This is a genomic window from Rheinheimera mangrovi (assembly GCF_003990335.1).
Classification (GTDB): Bacteria; Pseudomonadota; Gammaproteobacteria; order Enterobacterales; family Alteromonadaceae; genus Pararheinheimera; species Pararheinheimera mangrovi.
This window is the reverse complement of record NZ_CP034683.1, coordinates 3,830,200-3,842,848: the sequence shown is the minus strand read 5'-3', so window position 1 is coordinate 3,842,848 and position 12,649 is coordinate 3,830,200. Positions and strand designations below refer to the sequence as shown.

The 12,649-nt window shown below is 47.6% G+C and carries 11 protein-coding genes; 6 read left to right on the top strand and 5 right to left on the bottom strand.

Annotated features, from left to right (window positions below; genetic code table 11):
- The first annotated feature begins 154 nt into the window (after positions 1–154).
- Positions 155–1,168, top strand: a complete 1,014-nt coding sequence (gene tsaD, locus EK374_RS17375) for a tRNA (adenosine(37)-N6)-threonylcarbamoyltransferase complex transferase subunit TsaD (protein WP_127025803.1) — start codon at positions 155–157, stop codon at positions 1,166–1,168.
- On the opposite strand, the gene plsY is transcribed toward tsaD, so the two are convergent.
- A complete protein-coding gene (gene plsY / locus EK374_RS17370; RefSeq protein ID WP_127025802.1) occupies positions 1,169–1,792 on the bottom strand; it encodes a glycerol-3-phosphate 1-O-acyltransferase PlsY in 624 nt (207 codons plus the stop codon).
- Positions 1,793–1,929: 137 nt separating this feature from the next.
- Between plsY and folB the strand changes: the two genes are divergently transcribed.
- Together folB and folK are read left to right on the top strand one after the other, a co-directional pair.
- On the top strand, positions 1,930–2,283 hold the full coding sequence (folB, locus tag EK374_RS17365; RefSeq protein WP_127025801.1) for a dihydroneopterin aldolase: 354 nt from the start codon (positions 1,930–1,932) through the stop codon (positions 2,281–2,283).
- Positions 2,283–2,792, top strand: a complete 510-nt coding sequence (gene folK, locus EK374_RS17360; protein ID WP_127025800.1) for a 2-amino-4-hydroxy-6-hydroxymethyldihydropteridine diphosphokinase — start codon at positions 2,283–2,285, stop codon at positions 2,790–2,792. The genes folB and folK overlap by 1 nt, the downstream gene beginning before the upstream one ends.
- Here folK and EK374_RS17355 read toward each other — a convergent pair.
- The gene (locus tag EK374_RS17355; protein WP_127025799.1) at positions 2,755–3,999 is read right to left on the bottom strand and encodes a multifunctional CCA addition/repair protein; all 1,245 of its coding nucleotides are present in this window, start codon (positions 3,997–3,999) and stop codon (positions 2,755–2,757) included. The genes folK and EK374_RS17355 overlap by 38 nt on opposite strands.
- 78 nt (positions 4,000–4,077) lie before the next feature.
- On the opposite strand from EK374_RS17355, the gene EK374_RS17350 reads away from it, so the two are divergent.
- Complete coding sequence (locus tag EK374_RS17350) at positions 4,078–4,986, top strand: ExeA family protein (RefSeq protein ID WP_127025798.1); 909 nt, start codon at positions 4,078–4,080, stop codon at positions 4,984–4,986.
- Between the two features lie 9 nt (positions 4,987–4,995).
- The gene (locus tag EK374_RS17345; protein ID WP_127025797.1) at positions 4,996–5,811 is read left to right on the top strand and encodes a general secretion pathway protein GspB; all 816 of its coding nucleotides are present in this window, start codon (positions 4,996–4,998) and stop codon (positions 5,809–5,811) included.
- An 8-nt stretch (positions 5,812–5,819) separates the two neighbouring features.
- Here EK374_RS17345 and EK374_RS17340 read toward each other — a convergent pair whose 3' ends face one another.
- Both EK374_RS17340 and putA read right to left on the bottom strand, forming a co-directional pair.
- The gene (locus EK374_RS17340; RefSeq protein ID WP_127025796.1) at positions 5,820–7,031 is read right to left on the bottom strand and encodes an HD-GYP domain-containing protein; all 1,212 of its coding nucleotides are present in this window, start codon (positions 7,029–7,031) and stop codon (positions 5,820–5,822) included.
- A gap of 136 nt (positions 7,032–7,167) precedes the next feature.
- Complete coding sequence (gene putA, locus EK374_RS17335; protein ID WP_127025795.1) at positions 7,168–10,941, bottom strand: bifunctional proline dehydrogenase/L-glutamate gamma-semialdehyde dehydrogenase PutA; 3,774 nt, start codon at positions 10,939–10,941, stop codon at positions 7,168–7,170.
- A gap of 176 nt (positions 10,942–11,117) precedes the next feature.
- On the opposite strand from putA, the gene EK374_RS17330 reads away from it, so the two are divergent.
- Positions 11,118–11,585: an Lrp/AsnC ligand binding domain-containing protein gene (locus tag EK374_RS17330; protein ID WP_456095383.1), complete on the top strand. Its 468-nt coding sequence runs from the start codon at positions 11,118–11,120 to the stop codon at positions 11,583–11,585.
- Between the two features lie 341 nt (positions 11,586–11,926).
- Here the strand turns inward: EK374_RS17330 and EK374_RS17325 are convergent, their stop codons facing one another.
- Positions 11,927–12,550, bottom strand: a complete 624-nt coding sequence (locus tag EK374_RS17325) for a TIGR04211 family SH3 domain-containing protein (protein ID WP_164731904.1) — start codon at positions 12,548–12,550, stop codon at positions 11,927–11,929.
- Positions 12,551–12,649: the final 99 nt, after the last annotated feature.

Below are 12,649 nucleotides of genomic sequence, written 5' to 3'. Positions count from 1 at the left end.
GTCAACTCTGGTTAGTGTCTAACCAATACGATTAAAAATGGTGCGGCATTTTACTCAAAAGCCAGCCCCAATGTAAAGCAATAAGTGTTGTACTGGTGATGATGCTCGGATCCCAGTACAATTCGCCGCGTAGCATATAGGTAAGGGGAGAAAAATGCGAGTACTTGGCATAGAAACATCGTGTGATGAAACCGGCATCGCTGTATACGACGAAGAGCGGGGTCTGCTAAGTCATGTGTTATACAGCCAGATCCCTTTGCATGCTGATTATGGCGGTGTAGTGCCTGAACTGGCCTCACGCGACCATATCCGAAAAACATTACCTTTAATTCAACAAGCGTTAAAAGAAGCCGGGTGTCAGGCATCTGACATAGATGGTGTTGCTTATACAGCAGGCCCAGGTTTAGCCGGAGCCTTGTTAGTAGGCGCTTCAATAGGGCGCAGTTTAGCTTTTGCCTGGGGCAAACCAGCACTGGCTGTGCATCATATGGAAGGCCATTTACTGGCGCCTATGCTGGAAGAGAACCCACCGGAGTTTCCTTTTATCGCGTTGTTAGTCTCAGGCGGTCATACCCAGTTAGTTAGGGTGGATGGCATTGGGCAATACCAGTTATTGGGCGAATCTGTCGATGATGCCGCAGGTGAAGCTTTTGATAAAACGGCTAAATTAATGGGGCTGGATTATCCTGGCGGGCCTTTACTTGCCAAATTAGCCACCCAAGGGCAGGCCGATAAATATGCCTTTCCGCGTCCTATGACTGACAGACCAGGTTTGAATTTCAGTTTCAGTGGCTTAAAAACTGCTGCTGCTAATGTGATTGCAGCCGAAGGAAAAAGCCCTGAAGTACAGGCTGATATAGCGGCTTCCTTTCAGCAAGCCGTGGTCGATACATTGGTATTAAAGTGTCGCCGTGCTTTGAAAGAGCAGCGCTTAAAACGTTTAGTGGTGGCAGGAGGCGTTAGCGCCAATACCTCGTTACGTGAACAGCTGGAAGTTTTATTGAAAAGCTTAAAAGGTGAAGTCTATTACCCACGTAAAGAATTCTGCACCGACAATGGCGCTATGATCGCTTTTGCTGGCTTTCAACGTTTAAAAGCAGGACAGCAGCAGGATTTAACCATAGGCGTGACCCCACGTTGGCCTATGGAGCAATTACCAGCACTTTAATTATTCCTGTTCAGGATCCTCTGGTTTGGTTTTGCGGTTTTTATGCCAAACCTTAGTTTCCTGATTGTTCCAGAGCCTGATGATATTGTCTTTGTGGCGGATAATAATCAGCAGGCTCAGCATAGACACGGGGATGGTATACAGAGGTTTGATAAACCAGGTGAAAATGGGCGCAAGGCCCACAGTGACAATAGCAGCCAGTGACGAGTAGCCTGTGGCACCTACCAGCATCATCCAGGTAGAAATCAGTAAACCAGCTAAATCCAGGCCTATAGGCATCATACTGCCAAAAGCTGTGGCGACAGCTTTACCGCCTTTAAAGCCAAAAAATATGGGGAATATATGACCCAAGCAGGCGCAGACCGCAATCATGCCCAGATAAAAGGCTTCAATGCCTAAAAAATAAGAACCCCAAACAGGAATAGTGCCTTTGAGCACATCAAATACTAGCACCATAGATGCTGGAACAGCGCCACCTAAACGCAATACGTTAGTTGCGCCCGGATTACATGAACCATGAGTACGCGGATCGGGCAGCCTGAATATGCGACTGACCAGAATGGCAGACGAGATTGAGCCGCTTAAATAAGCGAGCAGCATCAAAATCGCTATAGTGACGGTCATGGATTAAGGTTCCTCAGTCCGGCAAAGTGCGCTAAAATCGCGTCCTGTTTAATAAGGCGTTCAGAGTATAGGCTTTTTTAATTTTTGCCTATCCGACCAGCCTACCTGAAACAAGTCTTTAACAAAAGCGGAAATCTATGACGGATATAGTTTTTATCAAACAGTTCAAGGTTCAGACGGTAATAGGTGTGTATGACTGGGAAAAAGCCATACAGCAGACACTGGAGTTTGATTTGGAGCTGGCAACAGATATCCGTCAGGCCGCGGCCACTGATGATTTGCAATACACCCTCGATTACAGCGCCGTTTGTACTGCCATTGCAGAGCTTTGCCAGCAACCTCACGAATTAATTGAAACTGTGGCTGAAAAAGTAGCAGCTATGGTGCTGGAAAAATTCCCGACTAAAGCGGTAAAAGTGACTATTGCTAAGCCTGCTGCTGTGCCAGCTGCTGCCAGTGTTGGTGTGTCTATATCGCGTGGAAGCTGGTAATGGCGCTGATTTATATCAGTATTGGCAGCAATATAGAGCGTGATGTACATATCAGCGCCGCTTATCTTGAGCTGTCTGCGTTATTCGGTGAAATTCGCTGCTCTGCTGTGTATGAAAGTGAAGCTGTGGGTTTTGATGGTGATGCGTTTTATAATCTGGTGGCTGAAGCCAACACCCATTTATCTGTAGCCGATTGTGTGGCTGCTTTTAAAGCGATAGAACAAAAATATGGCCGGCCTGCGAAATCGCCTAAGTTTTGTGGCAAACGACTGGATCTGGATTTGCTGACTTACGATCAGCTCGTGTGCAAAGAACCTGTTGAATTACCGCGGGACGAAATTACTAAAAATGCTTTTGTATTGTTGCCTTTATCCGAATTGGCGCCAGAGCAAATCCATCCGCTGACAGGCCAAAACTATCAGCAGATGTGGCAAAACTATCAAGTGCCACAAAAGCTGTGGCAAGTGGCTTTTAACTGGCCGGATGCAGCTCCTGCCACTGTTGTTTAGCGGTGTTAATGGCTTCAAGCCGTGCCTTAGCAACTTCCAGTTTAATAGCCTCACCTTTTAAACCCAAAGCAACTATAGCCTTCACATCAATAGCACGAGCTGCTACTGCAAGCTGACGTAAATAATCTGCTTGCGGATAAGCAGCCTGTTCAAAGCCGGTACGACCTCGTAAATCCGCTATGGCACAGAGTAGCAATAAATCCAGACGTTCAGGTTTACGCCATAAATCTATGCCATCAAATAGCTTTTGTACTGTGGCAGGGCGAAGCTCAAAAGCTTTGTGCAGCAACTGATGATACTCACAGGCCAACAATGCCAAATCACGACAGTCGTTGGGTACACGAATACGGCTGCAAAGCTGATGCACCAAAGGCAAACCTGTATGTTCGTGACCATGATGTTTGGGCCATAAAGCCGGGTCGGTAATGCCTTTACCCAGATCATGACAAAGTGCGGCAAAACGCACATCCAATCTGTCAGACAATAACGCCGCTTGTTTCAGTACGAGCATGCAGTGCATACCGGTGTCTATTTCCGGATGCCACTGTGGCGGGTTGGGTACTCCCCACAGCTGATCCAGTTCTGGCATCAATACTTTTAATGCACCGCAGCTGTGCAGCAATTCAAAATAAGCTTGTGGGTCTTGTTCCGTTAAAGCGCGGGCTGTTTCCTGCCAGACCCGCTCTGCTGTTAAATGCTGCAGCTCTCCGCTCTGGCTCAGTTCTGCCATGAGCTGCAAAGTTTCAGCGGCTACAGTAAAACCCTTATGAAAATAACGGGCATAAAAACGGGCAACTCTTAATACCCGCAGTGGGTCTTCACTAAAAGCAGGGGAGACATGACGCAGAACCTTGGCGTTCAGATCAGCAATACCGCCATAGGGGTCATGCAGCTGGCCTGCATCATCTTTGGCTATCGCATTGATGGTTAGGTCACGACGCTGCAAATCCTGCTCTAAGGTGACGTCCTCTGCAAAATAACAGGCAAAGCCAGTGTAGCCCTGGCCTTGTTTGCGTTCGGTGCGGGCCAAAGCGTATTCCTGTTTGGTTTTGGGATGCAAAAACACCGGGAAATCCTTACCCACAGCCTGATAACCCAAGGCCAACAATTGTTCGGGGGTAGCACCGACCACCAGCCAGTCTTTATCTAAAGCCGGGTAACCCAGCAGCTCGTCGCGCACAGCGCCGCCTACAAGATAAATTTTCAAAGCTTTCACACCTATCATTTTTTTGCCATTATAACGCCTTGCTTACAATTGTCGCCCTAACTCAGCAGCGGGAAGCTTATGTACACCGGATTTTTCGGTTTAACCAGTCAGCCTTTTTCCATAGCGCCTAACCCTGACTTTCTATTTTTAAGTCCTCGTCACGCCGAAGCTCTGGCGCATTTGCGTTACGGTTTAGGTGAAGCCGGTGGTTTTGTGTTGTTAACAGGTGAAGTTGGGACAGGTAAAACTACAGTCTCCCGTTGTTTATTGCAGGAACTGACGGATCAAACCGAAGTGGCTTTTATCCTCAATCCAACCTTAAACGAGCTTGAGTTATTGGCGGCTATTTGTGACCAGCTAAAAATCCGCTATAAGAAATCCGACGCCAGCTTAAAAATGCTGACCGACAAAATTACCAATCGTTTGATGAAAAACCATCAGGCCAGTAAGAATACTATTCTGATTATCGACGAAGCCCAGCATTTGCAGCCAGCCGTGCTGGAACAATTGCGGCTGTTAACCAATCTGGAAACCAATACTAAAAAACTGCTGCAGGTGATTTTAATAGGTCAGCCCGAATTACAGCAGTTGTTACAACGTCAGGATTTGCGTCAGCTGGCACAGCGGATCACGGCCCGTTATCACTTAATGCCTTTGACCGAGCAGGAAGTGCAGCAGTACATCAGTTACCGTTTACAGGTCGCTGGTTGCAGCCGTCCTGTGTTTACTTCTTCTGCGGTAAAAAAATTATTTCAATTATCAGGTGGTATTCCACGCCTACTCAATTTAATCTGCGACCGCGCTTTGTTAGGGGGTTATAGTCAGCAAAAGGCGTTAATTGACGCAGGTCTGGTTAATCAGGCTGCTTCAGAAGTGCTGGCGATTAAACCTCAACAGGACAAAGCCGCCTGGCCTGTCTGGTTATGGCCTGTGTTCACCCTAGTGGCCTTAGGTGTTGGTGCAGGGCTGTCTGCACTTATTTGGTAGGAACTCTTGATGTCGTTATTAATGGATGCGTTAAAGCAACAACAGCAAGTGCCAGTGGCGGCAGTAAAAACTGCCTCAGGCCCTGGTTGGCGTATTGTGGCTTTAACTTTGTTAGTGGTTTTAGGTTTAGTACTGGGCTTCTTTATTGGTCAGTATCAGTTTGATAAAAAACAGCCAGAATCTGCTGTGGTGGTTGCCCCGGTTCAGGCTGCTCCTGCTGTTGCTAACGCCGCAGATATTGCGATGGAACTGCAACTGGCGGCTGATTTATTAAAGCCAGCAGAGCCTGTGCAACTGGAAGCCGTGCCGGAAGATGAGCCGCAATTGGTGGTATCGGCCAAACGTGGTGAGAAAGTGTTAGGCCGCTCGACAGATGAAGACTTTGTTGATTTTGAACAAATGCAGGAAGCGGATACAGCAGAAGAATTGACCCCGGTCGACGAATTATTACCAGCAGCAGAGCTGGAGCAATCCGATGTATCGGCTGAGCTGCGTGATAAATTTGAATCCGCTTTGGCGGCGGCAGATAGCCCACAGCAACGCAAACAAGAAATTAACTATCATGATGTACCGGCACAGGATATTAATCAACTGGATGACTTAATGCAGCGCCAGTTACCTTCATTGCGCTTTGAAGCTCACGTCTATGCTACTGATGCCAAACAACGTTGGATCAAAGTGAATGGCAAAGACTTGCAACAAGGTCAGTGGGTTACAGCTGATATTCAGGTGAAAGAAATATTGCCGCAATACGTTGTACTGCAGTTTAATCAGGTGCAGTTTAGTGTCGAAGCATTAGCAGACTGGAGTTACCAACGCCGCTAAAGGCGTTGTTACTCCAGCACTGACTGGCGGAAGAAACGAATAATATCAATGCCAAAATCTTCAGGCATCACAGCGCCTTCAATTTCCAGATCCACTTTATTACTCGCCAAATCAACAATAGAAATTTCGATATAACGTTTGAACTTGCAGTTGTAAAACACCTTGATCACAGGGCGCAGCGGGTCCAGTTCATTCGCTTTGAGCACTATGCCCAGTTTCTCATTACTGAGTTTCACCAGCGTGCCGACTGGGTGGATCCCTATGGCTTTGATAAATTGAGCCAAGAGTACAGGATCGAAACTGGCAGGTGATTCGCGTTTTAAGATCTTCAAGGCTGAAATGCCAGTCTGGCCTTCTTTATAGCAACGTTGTGCCGTGATGGCATCGTAGGTATCCACAATAGAAATCATCCGGCCATAGACTGAAATTTGTGATTCGGCCAAACCATGTGGGTAACCTTTGCCATCCAGCCGCTCGTGATGCACGGCCGCCACATCAATACTGATGGGGCTTAAGCCTGGTATTTTGTCGAGAATTTCTTTGCTGTACACCACATGGCGACGCATTTCAGCAAACTCTTCAGCGGTCAGCTTGCCGGGTTTATTCAGTATGCTATCCGGTACCAGAATTTTGCCTATATCGTGCAGCAAGGCGCCTGTGGCCAGTTGTTGGATCAAATCTTCGTCAAACTTCATTTGCTTGGCAAAAATGGTCATCAGAATAGACACATTGACCGAATGTTCCAGCAGGTACGCATCTTTTTCGCGGATACGGCTGATGCAAAGTAAGGCATCCTGATTGCGAAATACTGAGTCGATAAAGCCTGTGGCACAATCCTGGAATTGTTGCAGGTTCAGCGCGCGGCCTGCCTGAATATCGGCAAAAGCTTTTTTTTGCAGGCCTTTGGCTTGTTGGTACAACAGGTTCGCCTGGCCAAGCTCTTGCTCAAAACTGACCTTTTCGCGGCTTCTGCTTGTTGCTGCAGACTCAGCTTCTGCGGGAGCTGCTGCGTCTACTTTAGGTTGTTCCAGAGTTTTACTTAAATCGACCACCAGTTCCAGCACACCTTTTTGCTTCAGTTGTGCTATCACTGCAGCAGTTCTGGCCCAGCCCTGGGTTTTAATCTCTACCTTACCTTTTTGCTTATGCACAGCCACCACGTACATGCCTGGCTGCAATTCGGCGATAGACAAAACTTTAAGCTGAGCTGGTGCTGTCATAGGTAAACTCTGGAATTGCCGAATTACGGGAATTCATGAATAAGCGAAAATATGAAAAAAATGATACATCATATTCGGTCGAAAAAAAAGCCCGCAACAAGGCGGGCTCTCTATTTAATTAGCTTTTGCTGAAGTTTTAACCCAGATTATCTGTCATGGTCATCAGCGAGGCATTACCTCCGGCAGCTGTTGTATTGATGGTGACGGTTTTTTCTGTCACTAAACGGTGCAACAACTGATGATCGGCAGGACTGGTGACTAAAGCACTGATAGCGCCATCACGGGCCGCCATCCACTGCGCAGATAAAGCTTTCAGTGGATTGGTACCTTCAATCACAGCTGTTGCCAGCACTGGGTGGGCTAATAGCGCTTTTAAGGCTGGCAGCTTGACCCAGTGGAACAGGTTGGCTGGTAAACCGGCCTGCAGTAACAGCTTACGGCAGGTATCCATCTCGGCTTGCTGAGCTTCAGCAGCAGTGCTGACGACTGCATTGCCTGAAACCAGAGCTGTGATTAACGCCAGCATCCAATGTTGGAAGCTGCTGTGTTCGCTACGAATAAGCGCCACTACACCTTTGGCTTCCAGATGTAATTGGTTGGACTCACCCGTAGGTCCTGGCAGAGTGATGGGCTGAGCCAGTTCTTTTTCAATAAACTGCAGCTGTTCACGGGCTGCTGTGATCACGTCGTTTAAGTCGTGTTCTTGCTCTGACACCAGTTTGTTACCAGCCAGCTGAGCGATAAAACGACGTAACACAGAGCCTCTGTTGTTGACGTTTTGGTTCAGCCAGGCCACTTGAGCCACAGCCATTTGCTGCAGTTGAGTATTGAGCTGAGCATCAAAACCGCTGGCAGCTTCCAACTGTTGTTGTACCGCAGCATCCAAAGCAGCAGCCTGTAATTCATGTTCTTTTACCAGACGGCTTAAGTAGAACGGGCCACCTGCTTTAGGGCCAGTACCAGATAAACCACGGCCACCAAAAGGCTGAACACCGACCACAGCACCAATCATATTGCGGTTCACGTAAATGTTACCCGCTTTGATTTCGCTGGCGACTTTCATGGTGGTTTGAGCTATACGGCTATGAATGCCCATCGTCAGGCCGTAGCCTGTAGCATTGATTTGCTGAATGACTTTATCCAGTTCTTCGGCTTTAAAGCGGATGATATGTACCACAGGGCCAAAAACTTCACGTTCCAGCAGATTCAGGCTGCTGATTTCATATAAACGTGGTGCGAAGAAATAATGATCGCCAGCAGCTGGGGCATCACAGACATAATGCAGAGTAGCTTTGCCTTCCAGATACTGCACATGCTGGTTTAAACGCTCTAAAGCTTTGGCATCAATCACTGGACCTAAGTCAGTGCTTAACCAGGCTGGGTCGCCGACATGCAGCTCTTTCATCGCGCCTTTGATCATGGTGATGATCTTATCGGCCACATCTTCCTGCAGAAACAGCACTCGAAGGGCTGAACAACGTTGACCAGCGCTCTGGAAACCAGAAGAGATCACATCGTCCACCACTTGCTCAGGCAGAGCAGTAGAATCGACTATCATACAGTTCTGACCACCGGTTTCGGCAATCAGTGGCACTGGCTCGCCACCACGTTCGGCCAGTTTACGGGCAATCCAGGCACCTGTTTCAGTAGAACCGGTAAACATTACCGCCTGAATACGCGTATCCGGCACTATGACTTCACCGACCTGACGACCTGGAGCTATGACTAACTGCACTACATTGTCCGGGAAACCTGCGGCTTTCATCAGCTCCAGAGTACGTACAGCAATTAAGCTGGTTTGTTCGGCAGGTTTGGCGACTACTGTATTACCAGCCACTAAAGCTGCGCTGACCTGACCTAAGAAAATAGCCAGTGGGAAGTTCCATGGGCTGATACACAGCACTACACCACGGGCTTGAGCCGCCTGCAAGTTTTTAGTGGCTTCAGCAGCATAATAACGACAGAAATCAACAGCTTCGCGTACTTCGGCCATGCTGTCGCCCACTGTTTTACCTGCTTCTTTAATACATAAAGCCAGTAATTCGTCGCGGTGTAATTCCAGTTGATCAGCAAGTTTATTTAAAAGCAGAGCGCGTTCAGTTACAGCTGTTGCAGACCAGGCCGGGAAAGCGGCTTCGGCTAATGCCACAGTTTGCTGCATCTGCTCAGCCGTGCTGTGATGATGGAAACCTATCACTTCTTTGGTGTTGGCCGGGTTAGTGACAGCAAAAGCACCTGCCGGTACTTCAATCTGGCTGACGGAAGCGAGCCATCTGTCCATAGCTTCGCGCATCGCAGTCACTTGATCGATATCGGTAAAGTCCTGACCTTTAGAGTTCAGGCGAGCCGCACCGTACAGCTGGTGGGGTAACGGAATAGAGTTATTGCGTTTTTTGCTCCAGGCCCGCACTGTCTCAACCGGATCTTTTAATAAAGATTCCACCGGAATAGTTTCATCGACTATGTTGTTCACAAAGGAGCTGTTGGCGCCGTTTTCTAATAAACGACGGACTAAGTAAGCCAGTAAGTCAGAGTGTTCACCGACAGGGGCATAAATACGGCAAGGAACTTTGTCATCGGCCACCACCTGATCGTACAGCGCATCACCCATACCGTGTAAACGCTGGAACTCATAACCAGTGCGGTCCGGTGCCATTTCTAAAATAGTGGCTACTGTGTAAGCGTTGTGAGTAGCGAACATAGGGTAAATACTGTCACGGTATTCCAGCATTTTTTTGGCACAAGCCTGATAAGACACGTCAGTGGACGGCTTGCGGCTAAATACCGGGAAGTCACTTAAACCTTCGGTCTGGCTGATTTTAACTTCAGTATCCCAGTAGGCGCCTTTGACCAGACGCACCATCATTTTACGGCCGACTTTTACTGTCAGCTCGCGCAGCCATTCAATCACAAATAAACCACGTTTGGAGTAGGCCTGCACTGCTAAACCAAAACCTTCCCAACCGTTTAATTCCGGATCTGAGAATACAGCTTCGATAATATCCAGGGATAAATCTAAACGGTCAGCTTCTTCTGCATCCACTGTAAAGCTGATGTCATAGGCCTTAGCGGCAATCGCCAGTTGTTTTAAGCGTGGCACTAATTCACTGATCACGCGGTCGCGATGGGTAAATTCGTAGCGTGGGTGAATGGCCGATAACTTGACTGAAATGCCAGGGCTTTTTAATGGGCCACGTTTTTTCGCTGCAGTGCCTATGACTTTAATTGCCATCATGTAACTGTCGAAATAACGGTTGGCGTCGTCCATAGTGCGGGCGCCTTCACCCAGCATATCGTAGGAGTAAGTAAAACCTTTGCTTTCCAGCTCTACTGCACGTTCTACCGCTTTTTCGATGCTGGTGCCCATGACAAATTGGGTACCCATAATTTGCATCGCATAACGCACAGCCTGACGGATCACCGGCTCGCCCATACGGCCACAGGTACGTTTTAATAAACCAAACTGAGCTTTTTTCTGATCGTCGCTGTAATTCACCAACTTGCCAGTCAGCAATAAACCCCAGGCCGAGATATTCACAAATAGGGATTCGCTATTGCCTAAATGCGAGCTCCAATCGCCATTGGATAACTTGTCGCGGATCAAAAGGTCAGCTGTGTGTTTGTCTGGTACACGCAATAAGGCTTCGGCTAAACACATCAGCACTAAACCTTCTTCGGTCGACAAAGAGAATTCGTTCAACAAGGCGTCTACACCGCCTTTACCGACCTGAGCTTCACGGATATTTACCACCAACTGACGGGCTTTTTCCCAGGCACGGCTGCGCGCCGCAGGGCCAATATCAGCAATAGGCAATAAGTTGTTGAGTACCTGATCTTCATCAGCGCGATAATGGTCGCGCATGGATTGACGAATAGCGTGACTTGTAGTCAGTTGGCCTTGGAATAACATAGGGTTTTAATCCAGTGAAATGAAAAAAATTATGCTGCATTTTAGTGAAAGCGCAGCCCTATTTGGTGGTTTCTTTTTCAAGGTAACCTTATATAATTCGGTTTATTAACCCTAAAACCCGAAAAAATACTGCCATGACTCAAAGCGCCAAAGGCCGGTTACCGGACCGTATCGACATGACAATTCTAGACACGCTACAAAAAGATGGACGTATTTCTAATGTCGAACTGGCAAAAAAGGTCAACTTAAGCCCAAGCCCTTGCATAGACAGGGTGCGCAAGCTGGAGCAGGACGGTTTTATTGAAGGTTATGGCGCCCGTTTAAACGCCAGTAAACTGGGGTTTGGCACTGCGGCTTTTATTCAGGTGACCTTAGACAGAACCACAGGCGCAGTTTTTGATCAGTTTCGTGATGCTGTGGTAAAAATTCCGCAAGTGGCGGAATGCCATATGGTGGCCGGTGGTTTTGATTATCTGCTGAAACTGCGCTTATCCAGCATGGAAGCCTACCGGGGCGTATTAGGCTTGATTGTGGATTTGCCTGGCGTGTTGCAGACTCATACTTATGTGGTGATAGAGCAGGTAAAGCAGGATGCGGGTTTGCCTTTGAAGTTTGCTGCGGCGCCTGAGATTAAAACCGACTAATTGTTGTTATTTGGCATGATATGGCGAGGTCTAGAACGGCTATTCATATCTGCGGGTTAACTGTAGGGGCGGGTCTTGCACCCGCCCGTCTCAAATTTGAATCAGGTCTTTATAATTGATAAAAGGCGACCCCAGGTCGCAGCGACTTACTATGAAAACTTGTCGATTCAAATATCGGACTAATGGGCAGGAGTTGGCATCAAGCTATTTTTAAAGCTGTACAGCTCATTTGCAAGTGACTACTGAGTCAAACCAAGTGCTGAGCCTTTACAGCCAGCTCAGCACCTGATTTTTCAACAATAAATAGCGGTATTTCAGAGGGTAAGGCTAATAGCCTTCAATCACATCCAGCGTTCTTTGCGGCGGCGTCCTGGGATCAGGGCTGGGACTATCAGGCCTAATAACAAACCAGCGAAGCCTAAGATGGAGCCTAATACCATTTTGTCTTGCCAGAAAGCGGATGGTTTTTCCTGTAGTTGTGTAGTCAGCAACGCAATAGTTTGTTGTGCAGTAGCTGTGGCTTTTTCTGCTTGTTGTAGTGCAGCGTCCGTTTCATTGAGTTGTTGTTGGACTTGTTCTTTTTCCTGCTGCAACTGGGAAACGAGAGTTTGTTGCTGTTGTAATTGTTGCTGCAGTTCACCTGTTTCACCACCAAATACCGGGGTTAAGCTAACGTATTGTTTTAAAATCCAGCCGGTGCGGCCTTTGCTGTCCGTGAGTTGCCAGTAATTGGAGCTACTGTCTTCTGCAATAAGTTTAATTTCTTCGCCCGCGGCAATGCTGCCAATAATTTTAAAGTCGCGGCCTGGGCCGTTGTAAATGTAAGTAATCAGCTTATCGCTGATATAGGCGTTTTGTGGGCTGACCGGAGTGCCTGTTGTTTCTTGTTGTGCAGTGACGCTTGTGCTTAGCAACACTGTGGCCAGAAGCATGCCTGCTTGCCATGGTCTTGAAGTGATCAACATAAAAATCCTAAAAAAACCGACCAACATCTGGTCAAAATAGAGAATTGAGCCGATCATAGGCCAGATGATGATCAATTGACAACTTCTTCTTGCAGAACA